This window comes from Methanospirillum hungatei (genome assembly GCF_020216685.1).
GTDB lineage: Archaea > Halobacteriota > Methanomicrobia > Methanomicrobiales > Methanospirillaceae > Methanospirillum > Methanospirillum hungatei_B.
The window spans coordinates 1-17,259 of sequence record NZ_JAIWNS010000119.1; the positions used below are offsets into that span (position 1 = coordinate 1).

A 17,259-nucleotide genomic window follows, 5' to 3' on the forward strand; every position below is an offset into this window, starting at 1 on the left:
ATTGTCGATAGTAATCAAACACCAAAACCTCTTCATGAGACATATTATTAGCTTATATTTTCTCGACTAACTTGTTCATTCGGAGATACTGTGATATCTTCGCAGCAGATAGTTCCCCAGGTATTACCGGTGGCCATTATATCCACCGTATTCCTGTTCTCAATATCATACTGTGAATTATCCTGGAAAGTATTTCCTCCGGTACTTCTTCCTCCTCCACCAATATCAGGCCGTGTGGCACCTCCGGTTGCGATGTAAATACCAACCGGATTTTGTTTTATGGTATTCCCCTGAATGGCCGGTGTTGAATCCATCCTTACAATAATGCCATATTCGCCATTTCCAGTAAGAGTGTTACCGGTAATCATCGGGTTTGCAGATCCCTTTATGCTGATTCCGGCACCTTTACAGGATATCTTGTTGTTCTCAATGGATGGGTGTGAAGATGCTGTGCAGTCAATTCCATTCAGGGTTGAGAAGGTGTTCTTTGAAATAGTGGGGTAACTCTCACCATATGCAGTTATACCCCAGTTCAGGTTTCCGGCAAAATTGTTGTCAGAAATTTTCGGGTGAGCAGTTCCGAGTGTCGTTATCCCGGCATGCGCCGTTCCGGAAAATGAGCATTTCTCGATAGTTGGTGATGTACCATCACACAGGATAGCCGTCCCATCATTTGTCCCACCCGGACTATTCACAATGGAAAAGCTCAATGAGGAGATAACAGCATTATCTGCCCCGATAATTGACGGATACCTGCCTCCCGGAGAATCCGGGATATCATATCGTGCTCCTCCTGATATTACCGGATTTGGTGATACCGGAACCATGGATACGGAAGATGTCACTTTTTTTCTGGTGAGTGTCATTCCATTTTTCAATCTGATGGGAAAGACCTCACCATTTGCTGCATCATACGTGTTCGCAGATTCAACCATGACGGTATCACCGGATCGTGCCCTGTTTACCGCTGCAGTAATAGTCTTGAAGGGTTTGGTCTCGGCTCCCGTTCCCGTACTGTCATTTCCGGTCTTTGAGTTTACATAGTATACCATCCCGGCTGGTTTCTTATTTAAACCTTCCGCGAATGTTGTAGGTGTTTTATCCAGATTTATCGGTGCTGCTGTCAGAGGCCAGCTGAGAAGACACCAGACAATGACCAGAATAAACCATGAACCAAAGGTTTTCATCATGTGTGACTCCTGAAGGGTAGTATACTCATGAAAAGAAAAAGTTTTGTATGTGGTACCAAAAAGGATAAATCATTCAGAAAACCGATATGAACCCTGGGGAACCAGTATTTCAAATCTTGCCCCCTCTCCCGACTTTCCCGTCTCCCGTATTGAAAGACCGGTTATCGAGAGGATCTCCCTGATCAGAAACAGTCCGAAACCGGTATTTTTTCCATAACCTCTCTCAAAAATATTTTCCTTTTCAGTATCCGGAACCCCTGTTCCGTCATCCTCATAGAGAATGACCAGATCCTGTCCTTCCTGTCTTTGAGACAAAAGTATCTGGCTGACTTTTTCTCCATGCATCAGGCTGTTCTGAATCAGATTTTCAAAGACTATACCCAGCATCTGATCTGCAAAAACTTCAAGACCATTAAGTTCATTGACTATCAAAACTCCATCAACTTTGAAACCATCAACCAGATGAGAAATATTCTGCCATTGCGGGCTTTCGGCACCGATATTCTGATAGGTACTGGTGAACACAATTTTTCGTTCAATATCTCCGGTTATAGAGCCAATCCGGCCGATTAACTCTTTTCCACTCTCGGTATCAATTTCTTCAGACAGGAGGTAGAGATATCCTTTCAGGGCAGTCAAACTGTTTTTTACATCATGACGGGTGATGCTGGTAAGCAGAGAGAGTTTTTTATTGACCATGGTAAGAGCCTGGGATATTCGTCTCTGTTCTCCGATATCAAGGAAAGAAATGACCGAGCCATATCCTTTCAGCCTGAGTGAGGAGGCCGTTGCCATTATCCATGCGATCTCACCCTTTGGGTTTTGTATACCGATCTCAATTCCTGCTCCATCCTCTCCTTGTTTAAGAAGTTCTCGTAAAGGATAGGTTTGTGATGAGCTGAATATGGTACCGTCATTTTTAAATACAGTCCATTCTGGTCTGGAGATGTCGTTATCAATGAGTTCTTCACGGCTGACGTGCAGAATCCGTGCTGCATGCTGGTTTACCTCAATGATGGCACCATTCTCATCCGTCACGATAATGCCGGTTGGAACACTGGAGAACAGTGTCTCATACTTCTGCATCGCTTCACAGACGATCTCTTCACTGGTTTTACGTTCAGTAATGTCAGTAACAATCCCCTGTAACGCAGTAATGGTGCCTGAGCTATCTGTTATCGGGGAATTTCTCTGGGATACCCATTTCAGTTCTCCGGATTTGGTAATAATCTGAAATTCATACGTCTCCGGTATTACACCATTCAGCAGATCTTTATATGCCTTCTCAAAGTATTCACGACTGTGGGGTGCTATACATCTTCGCAGTAACTCTGGATTTTTGTAAAATTCTTCCTGAGTATACCCGCTGATCTCCAGAACTGAGGGACTAATATATTCATATTTCCATTCTGGGAGCCGGAGCATGAAGATAAGATCTCTTGATTTCTCTGCAAGAAGCCGGTATTTCTCTTCACTATCGAGTAGAGCTGACTCCATCCGTTTTCTGTCTGTTATATCAATATGGGATCCGACCATCCGGCAGGGATTGCCTTCATTATCCCATGCAACAACCTTTCCTCTTCCATGGATGTACCGGTAGTCACCATTTTTCGTCCTGATGCGAAACTCGATATCAAACCCCCTGTCCTTTCTGGTAAGGCTCTCCTGTATCTCTTTTTCAGCACGAATCACATCGTCCGGATGAAGGAGTGACCGCCAGTTCTCATAATTGCCCTCAAATTCTCCTGGCTCATAGCCGATCATCCGGTAGTACCAGTCACTGAAATAAGCCTTGTTGGTCTTGAGGTTCCAGTCCCATATTCCATCACTGGTCGCTTCCATGACCAGTCTGTACCGTTCCTCACTCTCCAGTATTTGTTCAGACTGCAGGGCAAGCTGTTCAATCGTCTTTCGAAGTTCCTCTTCAGATGCAGCAAGCTCTTCATTTAACGATGTGAGTTCCTCATTTTTCTTTTCAAGCTCAATTGCTGCATGTGCGTGCTGAACAGCCCGGTTTACCATATTGATAAGTTCAATGAAAAGAGCAGCAGGATCTCCGTCTTTTTGCAGATAGAATGACGCCCCGGAATTCAGCGCTTCGATTGCGACATCCTCCCTCCCCCTTCCGGTGAATATTATAAAAGGAATGATTGGGTTATTCTGACGAATCTTTTTTAAAAATTCAATTCCGTTCAATCCTGGCATTTCATAATCAGAAACAATCACGTCAAATAGTTGCTTCTGCATGGTTTCCAATGCATCTTTCGCAGATATCGCCGTAGTTATCTGAATCATGCCGGATTGTTCAAGAAACATCTTTCCAATTTCAAGAAAGGATGGATCATCATCGACATAGAGCGCTGAGATCATAACATATCCTGGATATATGGGAATTATACCCTTGAGCATTTAAGACTGACCTTCACACCAGATCATATCCGGATATTCAGATATAGGCCTGACACTAACCTTTTAGCTGCATGCCAGGTCAGATCGTTCTTATTCATGCAGTTCCCGGCACCGGTCTTGGTGAGGCGGTCAACACTTATATATCCCATATCAAAGAGGATCCCTTTGGCTCGTGGATGATTCTTCCGACACACCGGCTTATCAGGACGGTTCGGGACCAGCTGATAAAGTCAGGAATCACCTTTCTTCCTGACCACATCTGCACTCCTGATGACTTGTGCAGCTATCTTATCGACCGGTATGGAGATGGAACGGTTCTCATAAAACCGGAGACATCACGGCTTCTTCTTGTAGATCTGTTAAAAAAACACCAGGATGAACTCACCCTCTTTTTTGCCCAGAAAAATCCATCTCCCCGTGCAGTCCAGGATCTTCAGATCCTGATGCAGGTCATCATCCGGAGAGAGATAGACTATCCAGCCTGCCTGGGCCCTCTGCAATCTGAAAAAAGTCATCAGATATCTCTGCTAATATCTGCATATCACCATATACTCAGTGAAAACAATCTCGTCGATCAGGATACCCTGCTCTTATGGACGATAGATTTTCTAAAGAAAAGAGATCCTACAGATGTCAGATCAATCATCCGTCATGTCCATTTATTCGGACTTTTCGAACCAATGCCCCTTGAAAAAAGACTGATATGCACATTGGGAGAAGTAGGCGAAACCCTGCATTATACGCTTCCTGATGGGAAAGATTTTGATATTTTTTCAGACACAGGTGACTGGCTCTCCTATGGGAGTGAGGAGGTTATACCATCAACCGGGATGGAGCAGCAGATGACGACCATCTTCTGTCATGATCCATCGGGAACTCTTGACTATCTGATCTTTCCTAACATATCTGGAATGGGGTTTTCAGATCCGGCGACGGAGATGAGAGAGGTAGCACGGGAAATTGTACGACTGCATGACATGGGAGTTTCCTATGAGGATATTGCAATAGCCACTCCTGATTTCAGGTCTACCCGTGGCTATGCGTTGGAGGCATGTACTGATTCTGGTATTCCTGTCCGACCATCACAAGGCCCTCTTCTGCAATCCTCTCCTCTTATCGCATATTATCTCTCCATTTTTGATCTCATAGAAAAAGGAATGCGATATGATGAGTTAGTACGAGTCATACAAAGCCCGTATTGTAGGTTCCGATGGGAGGCAGAGGAAGACGCGGATAAAAAATCCGGTGACCAGAAGAAGAGCGGAAAGACAACTTCCCGATACATCTTCCTTTCTTATAAAAATTTCGATCTCCTCTGTCGGACATATGGACTGGATGGCGGTCATATCGACTGGGAAAAACGGCTATCTGATGTTCTTTCATTCTGTAATGAGGAGGATAATGAACAGCCGATATCCGATGGACAGGGATCTGTTCAGAATAAAAAACCAGTTTCACGAACGTACCACCCCCGGCGACCACTGGGAAAACAGGAGATGAAAGATACAATAGAGGGTATTATCAGGTTGGTAGGAATCATTCGAAGACTTCGGGATAAACGAACCATCCGTGAGCATATCTGGCACTTTAAAACAATATTAAAAGAGATCGGTTCACCGGTCCCCGGCCTGGCACATGTCAACTCCCTCAATGCCTGGCTGACGGATGAGGAATACCTGGACCTGTCCTCTTTTCATACCGTGCTCAGTGAGTTACAGGATCTCTCAGGGACCGGTGTTATCTCTCATCTGGATCCGGCTGTACCGGTGACATTTATTGATTTCATTGGTGCCGTCCGTCATGTTCTGCAGGAAAAGTCAGGTAGTGTATCTCCCGATGCTTCAGGGGTCATACTAACAGGAATTCGTGAGATCGCTCATCAGCACTATCCGTATGTCTTTTTGGTCTCACTCAATGAAGGGCAAATTCCCCGGCTTACCACACGACTCCCTTTCACAAACTCCAGTGAGAACAGCCGGATGGATACAAGAACCCTCTCTGATATTCTCAGGCAGGAAAAATACCAGTTTATCACTGCACTCGCAGCCGGCACAAATCATCTCTACCTGAGCTGGTATGAACACAAGGATGAACGGACTGTTTTGCCATCGGTCTTCATTGATTATCTCAAATCATCTACCCTTCTCCCTGAATGGGGACGTGGTTCAGATGAGAGTGGTGATTCCCGGTTTCCTGGAGACATGGAGGCATCCTACTCTGCAGGAATCTGTATCCACAACTCTGAATGGGAGAGATCACGCTCATTTATTCCGGAAGATGTTCTGTTGTCTTCACTGGTACAGCGGATATCAATTGAACGAACATACCGGTTCAGATTAAACCGTTCAGAGTATGATGGAATCATCGGAGATTGCCAGATTATCAGGTCTGCTCTTCACTCTCAATTCAGCCCGGCATACTTATGGTCTGCGTCGATGCTTGAGACCTATGCGAAATGTCCGTTCAGGTTTTATCTTGAACGGGTTCTTCATATCCGGCCTCTTCCTGATATTGGAAGTGACATCCCGCCGGAGACAAAGGGGAATCTTATTCATGTCATTATGAGCCGTTTCAAACGGACGATGCATGAAAACCGCCTTCTCCCGATCAAAGAAGCCGGGTTTGATACGGCACTCTCTCTCATCAGGGATATTGCAGAGGAGGAGTGTGATAAGGTTCCCTATACGACTCCGCTCTGGATAGCAAAGAAAAGGCAGATCATGGGGGGAGAAGATATCGGTGGCGGCATTCTGGAGCGGTTTATAGCAACTGAAATTGACCGTCTGAGTCCTGATGAAGATGGGAGGATTCCTCACCAGTTCACCCCCCGGTTTTTTGAATACTCATTCGGAGCAGTGAGAGGTCCTGATGATGATCCCGCTTCCAGGAGTGAACCGGTAGATCTTCTGGCAATTCAGAGGGAGTTGAAAAAATCTGAAACCCCCGGTCAGACTGATGGGGATACAGGTGAGGCTGAAAATTCCATTCGGTTTATTGGAAAGATTGATCGGATTGATCTGACTCCGGACGGGCTTTTTGGTATCATCGACTATAAAACCGGGAAGAGTATTCCTGGATCATCAGACCTTACCCGTATGACTGCATTACAGCTTCCCCTCTATCTTCTTGCATATCAGCATATATCTGCCAATAAACCGGTTTTTGGTTCCTATATACAACTCCAACGAAAAATCCTTCATTCAATACCCCTCTATGATCCCACCTTAAAAAACACTCTTCCTAAAGGAAAATTGCCCAGGTCAGAACCTCGGTGGCAGGAAATTCTTGAAAACGCACTGCATAGTTCCATCTCTCATGTTCATGATATAAGGGATGGATTATTCCCGATTCAGGCCACAACCGAATGCAATGCAGACTGGTACTGTCCGTACAAAACGATATGCAGGTTCCAGCCAGATCGGGGATCACAGCTGGGAGAGTGGTACCGGTATCCTTCTGTATCTGATATATGTCCAGAGGAGGCGACGGTATAATGGCAGCAACCCCCCGTCAGCTTGAGGCAATCTCACGACATGATGTCAGCATGGTGGTTACTGCCGGTGCAGGAACCGGTAAGACCTTTGTCCTGGTGGAAAAGTATCTGAACCTGGTTCAGGACCAGGGATATCGTATCAGGGATGTCCTTGCTCTTACCTTCACCGATAAAGCTGCAGCAGAGATGAAGGAGCGGGTCAGAAAGACCATTGCAGAACGACTCAAAGATGATCCTGACAACCAGGTCTGGAAGGATGCACACGAAGAACTGGTCATTGCACCGGTTATGACATTTCATTCCTTCTGTGCGCAGATACTCCGGGAATTTGCCATTGAAGCAGGCCTGGACCCGGGTTTTGTGATCCTTGATGAGGGGCAGGCACTGGCTGTAGAACGGGAAGCATTTGAAACCCTCATCAGAAAACCTCCGGAAGAGATACAGGAATCACTCATCCGACTTCTTGCACTGATTGAAAAATTCCAGGTCAATCAGATCCTGACAACGCTCGCTCAAAATACCGACGCATTTTTACAGTTTGCAGAAGACCTGGCAGGGGATCCGGATGGAATTATCAATGTATGGGAGATCTTTTTAGAACAGGTCAGAACCCCGGTTATACATCAGTTTTTCGCTGACACGGATATCAGAGATGCAATTTCAGATTTCATCAGATTTGAAGAGGTATATAGATACATGGATGATCGTGCAGTCCGGTATTTACAGCAGGTCTGTCCTTATCTGTATGATCTCACTCCTGATGCCCCACCTGAAACGTTGCATAAAGCAGCAGAAGAATTTCTAAAAATTCGTCCGACCGGTAAACTGGGATCACAAAAAATATGGGACAATGATGACTTAAGCCGGTTTCGTGAAGCGAAAACCTGCCTTATCGAAAACCTTGAAAAGGCAGTTCCATTTTTCTCCCTGTATATCGATAAAGATTCACGATTTACTGCATCGACCATCACGTTCTTTCGGGATCTGGCTCTCGTAGCAGGGTATTACTTTGACCTTTTACGTACCTTGAAAAGGCAGGCCAATGGGGTTGATTTCAATGATCTCATCCAGTTGACCAGGGAATTTCTGCAATCCCATCAGGATATCGTTGCCCGGCATATCAGACCCCGGTATCAGTATATTCTGGTTGATGAATTCCAGGACACCGACCCTGCTCAATTTGAGATAATCACTGCGATCATCGGTGAATTACACCCAGGAACGCGAAGTCTCTTTATCGTTGGGGATCCCAAGCAGTCGATTTACCTGTTCCGGAATGCTGATGTAACACGGTTTAAGGAAGCTCAGACCCGTATTCTCTCCGACTGTAAGGGGAATCTCATCAATCTGGATACAAGTTTTCGCAGTTGTCGGGAGGTTATCGGATGTGTCAATTATCTCTTCTCCCGGATCTTTGCATCAACTGAGAAACCCTGGGAATTTGGATATGAACCAATTCAGGTCTGCGATGACCGGAAAGCATCACCTGGTTCTATTACCGTGCTCCTTCCTGGAAAGGCACCAAAAGGGAGTGAACGGTCTGAGACAAAGGAGATAGAAGCAGGAATGGTGGCAGATCTTGTCCATCAGATCGTCTCCTGCGGTTCATTTCAGATTACTGACCGGGACGGAGTAATGCGGCCGGCCGGATATGGAGATATCGCCATTCTTATTGAGCGACGGACTCATCTTACCCGGTATACGACCGCTCTTTCCAGAAAGGAGACTCCTTTTTATGTCCATGGGGGGATCGGATTCTACTCCAGGCAGGAGATCTATGATCTCTATAATATCCTCTCCTTCCTCTTACGCCCCTATGATAATGCTGCACTTTTCGGTGTCCTTCGATCTCCCTATTTCAGCTTCTCTGATCCGCTGATCTATCATATCCTTCACATTCCAGGAGCGAAACGAAGCTGGAGCCTGTATGATAAATTACGGGCCTGTGCTGAACGATTCACTGCCTACGCCTCTGATACCGGTTCATCAGAGGAGGTCCTTTCCTGCTCATCTGCTGATCGGGACCTCATTCTCCGTGCAGCCCGGTTACTTGAATCATGGAGAAAACTTGCCGGGAGAGAGCCGGTCGTACCTCTGGTAACCCGCATCATCCGTGAATCCGGCATTCTTACTATCTATGGTGCATTGGAGCAGGGTGAACAACAGGCAGCAAACCTGACAAAACTTCTTGGAATCATCCGGGGGAGAACAGAGGGCGGATACTATAGTTTATTTGATCTGGTGCAGGACATGACGATCTCCATCGCTGATGAGGAACGGGAAGGAGAGGCTGCACTTGATACCCTCTCAAAGACTTCGGTGAATATTATGACCGTGCATGCCGCGAAAGGTCTAGAATTTCCTGTCGTCATACTTCCTGACATGGGTTCATCACGGGAAGGAAAACTGGGCCCCATCCTTTCCGGTGATCATCCTCACCTCTATGGAGTCAAAATTCCGGATCCTGATCAGGATTATGATATCAAAGAGACTCCGATCTATACTGCATTGTCGCTTATTCAGAAAGAAAAGGAATCGGCTGAGCGAAAACGACTCTTTTATGTAGGAGCCACGAGAGCCAGGGATCATCTTGTTCTCTGTGGGAAACAACCTGATAAATTCTATGAATCGGTGGATAAGAGTAATAACAGGATTGACTGGGTGTGCACGCTCTTTGGGATAACAAAGGACATTGCAGAAGAAGGGGGCGTTATTCGGATTGATCCGGAAGATGGAGGGAACCCTATCGACATTACCATCCTGACCGATCCTGATCAGCTGACCCGGATGTGGGCACAGGAGGCGCTTCCTCCTCTTACCCTGCCAGATGAGTATATTTCGTTGGCCGGAACCAGAAAATATGGCCTTTATTCAGAAATGCCTGATAAAAATACCACAATCAGACCAGTTCCGGTGACCGATATCGGACTATTGGGAAAAGCGACAGGACACGAAGAGACTCTTCATCAGGTCACGATTCCTGGTGGCTCTCATCTCCTGCCTGATGAGATTGGAATTTTGCTTCATCAGATATTTTCAGGAAAGGATACAAAATCAGTCCTTGTCTCGTATGGTATCGCAAGTCCTGAAGCAGAGTCCTTTTGTAATACCTTATATCAGCGGTTTCTCAGCACCCCTCTCATTCGTGATGCAGTTCGTTCATTCCAGGAAATTTCCTTCATAACCTATTCTGGGAATTACCCGGTTACCGGACGCATTGACCGGCTGATTCAGGACAGCAACAATGAATGGGCTGTTATTGATTATAAATCAGGGGACAAGGACGGAGCAGAACTGCAACTGAATATATACCGGATTGCAGCAGAGGCACTCACCGGCAAGCCGGTCAGAATGTTCCTTTATTCTATGAACACCGGAGAGTTTACAATGCCCCGTTTTCTTTCTGATGAAGATATCCATGAGGCTGTCAGGAGATATCTGGGAGAATAAACCTCTCCTGATTGAGGATTATCTTCCGTATATTTTTACAAAATCTGAGAGCCGGCCTGTGAGTTCTTCTGATATCATCCCTTCCTGTAACCGCCATCTCCAGTTTCCGTCCTCAGTCCCTGGTTTATTCATTCGTGCAGATGAGTCAAGTCCCAGAATATCCTGCATCGGTATGATTGCAGTATGAGCACTGCTCATCATCGCCAGACGGATGAATATATCAGATATCTCGTGAATTCCTGGCTCCCTTCCGAGGTAGGCGGTAAGCCTTTGTTTCTCTTCAGGAGTTGCATCCTGTTCATACCACCCCCTGACTGGTGTATTATCATGGGTCCCGGTATATACAACCGAATCTTTGGGGATATTATGCAGAATGTACGGGTTATCTCCGGTTGGGGAACTGAAGGCAAAGACCAGGACTTTCATACCAGGAATCATAAACTCTCTCATGATCTCCCTGACATCAGATGTGATAATTCCCAGATCCTCCGCAATAATTGGGAGACAGGGGAATTCTTTCACCAGTGTCCTGATGAAATCCCAGGCAGGAGCCTCTATCCATCTTCCCTCTATCGCGGTATCTGATCCAGCTCTAATCTCCCAGAATCCGACAAGCCCCCTGAAATGATCGATCCGTACATAATCAACCATGGAGAGTTCTCTCTTCAATCGTAAAAGCCACCAGGAGAACCCGGAATTCTTCATGGCATCCCAGTCATAGAGCGGATTGTTCCATACCTGCCCGTTTGCACTGAAATAATCCGGAGGAACACCTGCAACGAACCTTGGCTTTTTCTCTTCATCCAGCTGGAAGAGATCAGGATAGGTCCAGACATCACTACTGTCGTAATCGATATAGATGGGAATATCCCCGATAAGTCGTATGCCGGCAGAATGGCATTTTTTCCTGAGTGCCTCCCATTGACCGGAGAAGATGTACTGAAGGAACTTCTCACGCTCTAGTACTGAATCATTCTTCTTCTGAAACTCAAGAAGTGCCTGTGGATCCCTGTCTCTCAATGCATAAGGCCAGTCTGACCAGACAGCCGGTGCATAATGTTTTCTGATTGCGCAAAAAAGAGCGTAATCATCAAGCCACCATGCCTGTTCATTACAAAAGTCGATAAACCGGTGGTCTGATCCAAAATACGAAAACCGGTTATATGCCATATCAAAGAGCCGTTCCTTATAAGCAAGAACTGCTTTAAAATCTACATCATCATGGGGACCATCCAGACCCTTCTGCAGATCTGAGGGATCGAGATAGCCGTCATTGACCAGCTGTTCAGGACTAATAAAAAGTGGGTTGCCTGCAAAAGCAGAGATAGAATGGTACGGTGAGTTGTCATACCTGATATCGGTCGGGTGAACCGGAAGGATCTGCCAGTACCGCTGTCCTGATGCCTGTAAAAAATCAACAAACCGGTGTGCCTGAAAGCCCAGATCGCCAATTCCGAACTGACCGGGAAGTGACGTGATGTGAAGGAGAATACCACTCCCACGGGTCTTCATTCTCTGTCTCCGTACATCTTCATATACATTATTCCGCGATTCATTTCAGTTCATTTCAGTCTGATTATGGATAATTATTCTGCACCCATCCATCAATGGCATCTGACACCTAAGTACTCACCAAGCAATGAATATTCCCTGACCCAGGTCTGGGCATGGTCATCGCCAGTCTCCATGGTCTGTTTCATCGTATGACACATATGCTGACCTATCCGGAAATATGTGTTCTGGCATGCCCAGAGATCCATTGAGAGAGACAGTGGGGAGAGAAGGCTGAATAACCTGTTTACTAATAGGATGTCTTCAATACGGTCAGGCTCTTTTTCAATACCATTCAGAAGTCTTGCAATGGTATGAGCAGCATGGACTGAGAGGAGTTTTGTATCAGGAAGGAAATTCCCCCTGTCCATATCATTCAGTATCCTCTGAATTCTCTCAACATCAATGATCTCCTCATCAAGACAGGTAATAAGTTCCCGGTTTAAGGTGTATTGGATAGGAAAATCAAGTGCTATCGGTGTAGGAATATTCAGTTCCTTCATTGCGGTAACAAATGGAAAATGTCTGTGGCAGAGTTGATGGTATGCATACTGAGCACTTTCCAGGGCTTCATTAAGAATACTATACATTACTTTTCTTTTTCCATCAGGAAACAGGTGCCAGAGTGAGTATGAATGCACATCAAAATGCCGGTCTATTGACAAAATCATACCCGGAAGATCACTTTTTGTAAAGGCATTCCAAATATCCTCTTTAATCTCTTCAAAATCATCTTCAGAGGAATACGTCCGTACTCCTCCGACGAAATTATGATCCCCCATATGAAGAGCGATAAACATCAGCGTTGATTCTTTGAATGTACTCTTCGATCTGAAGAGGGCATGCCCCATAGCCAGCTTTAAACTCCCGGTCTCTGCTTGTTCATATGATTTACAACAGATCTCATAGAGACTCATCGGCGATTCATCAGGTCTTCCTTCAATCAGGGACATGATGGCATACTGAAAAGCAAGTCGGTTGATATCAAAAATGGCGGTTTTTACATATTTTGTGTAGATGTCCCCGCCATTTCCAAGATGTGCCACATTTGAAGCACCTTTTTCAAGATACCTGATAAATTCAGGTTCAAAGTTCATACCGGTCACATCACGGGCCAGCTGCATCGCCCGGCAGGCATACATCATAATCTGGACGGTTTCAATGCCAGCAAGATCATCAAAAAACCACCCGCAACTGGTCTGCATAAAGAGGGCATTCTTCTGCATCTCAAGAAGTTTCAGGCATCTCGTTATCTCTTCAGGATTGGGTGTCCGCTTCGCATATGATGAAAAGAAACGGGATATCTCTTCATGAGTCCGGTGGATGATGAGGTCACCGTAGGCATCCCTGATCTGCCAGGGATCATGAAAGAGTACTTCCATCTCCCGTTCAAAAAGGACCGCCAGTTCATTTATGAGCCATGATATCGCATCCCTGAGAGGCCTCCGCCATTTCTGGTTCCATGGTTTAAGATTATACGGAGATGACCCGGAAGTGAATGATGCCGGATAACAGACCGATGTATCCGAAATCAGGCAGGCGTATAACGCCCGGCAACCACAATCATCCTCCCAGCGTTTGACACCATGACTGCAGCTCCATGAGGTGTTTTCTGCTATGGCCACTTCATACCCTGGTGGAAATCTCTCCAGGTATTCACCGTATATGGTAATCTTTGCCAGGTCCTTTGATTCAATCTCATGGAGGGCATATGCCAGTGCCATATCAGCAAACCGGTGATGATGTCCATATGTCTCTCCGTCGGTTGCAATAGAGACCAGATGTGGCGTTTTTGTATCACGTGGGAATGCATCAATGAGTCGTCTCGTGAACTGATCGCCATTTTCAAGCAGGTTTCCAAAAGCCACCTCTCCTGCTATCCCCGGCTCGTAAAAAAATATCGCAATGGTTCTTCCTGATGGGAGGATGCACAGATATGGTCTGCCGATATGAAGAGTTTCTTTGGTAACATCGTTCCAGGTCTCATCTCCTATCTTCCGAATCCGCCTGGCCTGGTGAGGTGCAAGGATGGTAAACCGTATCCCATGGAGGGCAAGAAGATCAAGGGTTTCATTATCCACCGCAGTCTCAGATAACCACATCCCTTCCGGCATCCTGCCAAACCGGTAGATGAAATCTTTCACCCCCCAGATTATCTCGGTTTCCTTATCCCGGCTGTTTGCAAGAGGCATAATCAGGTGATTATATATCTGGGCGATTGCTGATCCATGACCCGAAAAGGTCTGCTGACTATCCTTATCTGCCTGAAGGATGGCCTGATAGACCTCCTGGTTATGGGTATTCAGCCATGATAGGAGAGTCGGCCCGAAGTTGAAACTGATTCTTGAGTAATTATTTACAATATCTATGATCCGGCGTTCAGATCCAAGAATCCGTGATGCTGCGTTTGGGGCATAACATTCATTGGTGACCCGTTCATTCCAGTCATGAAAAGGAAATGCAGATTCTTCAATCTCAATCTCTTCCAGCCATGGATTTTCCCGTGGAGGCTGGTAAAAATGTCCATGAATGCAAATATATCGGTTGATAGAGTTCACCCCGCCAGGATCCTGAATCATGTATGTATCTCTTATGACACGTTTCATGGTTTGATAGTTTTGTTCCTCTCCTCACATGGGAGACCTTCCCGTGAGATTGACCGGGTAGTGACAGGTATATCAAAATTTTGAGATCTCAATCCTGTTTTATCCGGAAACTGCCAAAAAACATATATATCTATGCCAGTACTGTTTTTATTGGATTTATGAACCCAGATAACCGCAATAGTCAGGTTCAGACAATAATGGCTACGATCTCCTCTTTGATGGCAAGCAGGCGGATCGAAGATAAACTTCGTGCAGCATCCTTACTTGTACAATATAAGAAAGTCCTTCCATCCCATTTTCTGGATCGCATCCTGGAAGAACTGAAAAAAGATACGCATACCGAGATACAGGAGGCATTACGGCCATTACTGACGTCTGAAGAGGAGGAGACAAGTCCTGTTCCGGTATCTAATAAAGAGATTATTGCCGGGTACTCCGGTTCACTTGAAAGTGCTTTGAAAAAAGCGCTTGATATCGCAAATATCTTTGATCTCTCCCATGTCACTGCCAAGGCACTACGACAGCAGCTCCTGGAAGGACGAAATGGATCCGAAAATGGTCTCTATTCAGATTTTGTCCAGCAAAAATCCAGAATGACACCTGAACTAGCACTTTTTCCCCAGATCTCCTTAAAGGTCTCTCCCATCGGAGCATTGTCTGAAGTGATCAGGATTATCCCCGAATTATCAAAAAAGGAGAAAGGAAAGATACAATCTGAACGGAAGAATATCGAGACAAAACTTGATGAAATTCTTGAGACCGATCAGGAGATCTCATTTAATATTGCCGGATATGAACTCCTCTATACCCTTGAGCGAATGATGCGTGACCTCATCCATCAGCGGATTATAAAGCCCAATATGGATAATCTCCAGACAAAGATTCCGGCCGATGTTCTGGAGGGTATGAAAAAGCGAAAAGAGGTTGAGGAGAATAATCCAATATCCATCGGTTCATATGAGCTGATTGAGTACTGTGATTTTACCGACCTTAAAAAGATTCTTGAAAAGGGTCGAAATCATGAATCTTTCTCTGATATCTTCTCCTTTGAAGAGATAAAAACGGTCTACAGCAAGCTTGGTGAACTCGATCCCATCCGTAAAAAGATTGCCCATTCCCGTCCCCTCACAAGAAAAGAGTTTGAACGGCTCAGGCTCTATGCAACCGATATTCTTGATCGAATAAAAAAATAAGAGAGCTTATCTGCTCTGACTTTTTTTCATTATCTATATATACCGGATCAGTAGATTCCTGCTATGAATGAAAAGATCCCAGGGTCATCACGAATAGGGATTCTTACATCCGGGGGTGATGCTCCTGGTATGAATGCAGCGATCAGGGCTGTATACCGTGCCGCACATGAACTGGGTATTGACGTAGTCGGAATCAGAAGGGGATTTTCCGGACTGATTGAAGGGGATTTTTTCCTGATGGACAGATCGCATGTGGCAAATATTATCCACCTGGGGGGGACTGTCCTTGGAACTTCGAGATCTGAAGAGTTTAAGACGAGTGAAGGACGGAAAAAATCTGCAGAAAACCTTCAGAATGCTGATATTGATGCCCTGCTCGTCATCGGCGGTGAGGGTTCATTCAGGGGTGCCGACCTCTTCAATGATGAGACTGGTATCCCGACAATTGGCATTCCGGGATCTATTGATAATGATATTCCGGGGACTGACTTTTCAATCGGGTTTGATACCGCCATAAATACTGCCCTTGAGGCGATTGATAAGATTCGGGATACAGCCTTATCTCATGGGCGGTTGTTTTTTGTTGAGGTGATGGGGAGGTCTTCAGATCTTATCGCTATCGAGAGCGGCATTGCCGGTGGAGCTGAGTACCTGGTTCTCCCCGGGGATCATGATGCCATAATGGATCTCTGTGCCCGGCTGACAGATGCGTTTTCAGCAGGAAAGCGGTACGCCATTGTAGTTGTTGCAGAAGGTGAAAAGCCCGGATGCAGCTTTGAGATATCACAAAAGGTATCAGAGCAGATAGATATTGAATCGCGGGTGGTGGTTCTGGGTCATATTCAACGGGGAGGAAGTCCGACCGCACGGGACCGGGTCCTGGCCGCAAAACTTGGGGTAAGTGCGGTGTACGCCTATACAAAAGGTCATGCAGGGGTGATGGTTGGTGAACTGAGAAGGAGCGTGGTTCTTACCCCCTTTGATAAAGTAATCACCGGACGGCAAAAACCTGAACCGAATATTATCCGCCTGGCCCAGATCCTGACAAAATAATCTCCTTGTTCAGTCTGGCCCTGATTGCCATCCGGTATCCGCAGATGACCTGGATGGTATCACCACAAGCCTCATTCATCGCAGGGTCTCCGGTATCGATATAGAGGCTTTTTGTGTTTCTCAGTTTTGCTTCTGTTGCAACCACAATAAGAGCATCAATGCCGGTTCTTGCCAGAACATGATGACTTATCTGCTGGTTTCCCCGCCCGAGAATAAACCCCTGTGCTCCTATGGGACTGATAATTATCTTCACGTTGCCATACTGATCAAGAAGGCTGAGAATCTGCTTCTCATTCAGATCACTCCCGACAACT

At 45.8% G+C, this 17,259-nt stretch carries 8 protein-coding genes and 1 pseudogene; 4 read left to right on the forward strand and 5 right to left on the reverse strand.

Annotation, left to right across the window (positions count from 1 at the left end; translation table 11 throughout):
* Window positions 1–47: 47 nt before the first annotated feature.
* Entirely contained in the window at window positions 48–1,190 is a 1,143-nt protein-coding gene (locus LDL35_RS07440) for a DUF1565 domain-containing protein (protein WP_304021106.1), read from the reverse strand.
* 69 nt (window positions 1,191–1,259) lie between these two features.
* Entirely contained in the window at window positions 1,260–3,560 is a 2,301-nt protein-coding gene (locus LDL35_RS07445) for a PAS domain S-box protein (protein WP_304021109.1), read from the reverse strand.
* Between the two features lie 110 nt (window positions 3,561–3,670).
* Here LDL35_RS07445 and LDL35_RS07450 point away from each other — a divergent pair, with 110 nt between their 5' ends.
* A complete protein-coding gene (locus tag LDL35_RS07450; RefSeq protein ID WP_304021112.1) occupies window positions 3,671–7,093 on the forward strand; it encodes a PD-(D/E)XK nuclease family protein in 3,423 nt (1,140 codons plus the stop codon).
* Window positions 7,093–10,542: an exodeoxyribonuclease V subunit beta gene (locus tag LDL35_RS07455; protein WP_304021114.1), complete on the forward strand. Its 3,450-nt coding sequence runs from the start codon at window positions 7,093–7,095 to the stop codon at window positions 10,540–10,542. Before LDL35_RS07450 ends, LDL35_RS07455 begins: the two co-directional genes overlap by 1 nt.
* An 18-nt stretch (window positions 10,543–10,560) precedes the next feature.
* Here the strand turns inward: LDL35_RS07455 and malQ are convergent, their stop codons facing one another.
* Together malQ and LDL35_RS07465 are read right to left on the reverse strand one after the other, a co-directional pair.
* Window positions 10,561–12,054: a 4-alpha-glucanotransferase gene (malQ, locus tag LDL35_RS07460; RefSeq protein WP_304021117.1), complete on the reverse strand. Its 1,494-nt coding sequence runs from the start codon at window positions 12,052–12,054 to the stop codon at window positions 10,561–10,563.
* Window positions 12,055–12,146: 92 nt separating this feature from the next.
* Window positions 12,147–14,672, reverse strand: a complete 2,526-nt coding sequence (locus LDL35_RS07465; RefSeq protein ID WP_304021119.1) for a DUF3536 domain-containing protein — start codon at window positions 14,670–14,672, stop codon at window positions 12,147–12,149.
* Window positions 14,673–14,896: 224 nt separating this feature from the next.
* Between LDL35_RS07465 and LDL35_RS07470 the strand changes: the two genes are divergently transcribed.
* The gene (locus LDL35_RS07470) at window positions 14,897–15,892 is read left to right on the forward strand and encodes a hypothetical protein (RefSeq protein ID WP_304021122.1); all 996 of its coding nucleotides are present in this window, start codon (window positions 14,897–14,899) and stop codon (window positions 15,890–15,892) included.
* Between the two features lie 63 nt (window positions 15,893–15,955).
* On the forward strand, window positions 15,956–16,945 hold the full coding sequence (gene pfkA, locus LDL35_RS07475) for a 6-phosphofructokinase (RefSeq protein ID WP_304021125.1): 990 nt from the start codon (window positions 15,956–15,958) through the stop codon (window positions 16,943–16,945).
* Here pfkA and LDL35_RS07480 read toward each other — a convergent pair.
* Window positions 16,914–17,259 (reverse strand): annotated as a pseudogene (locus tag LDL35_RS07480) (ATP-NAD kinase); the annotation flags it as partial. The gene pfkA and the pseudogene LDL35_RS07480 overlap by 32 nt on opposite strands.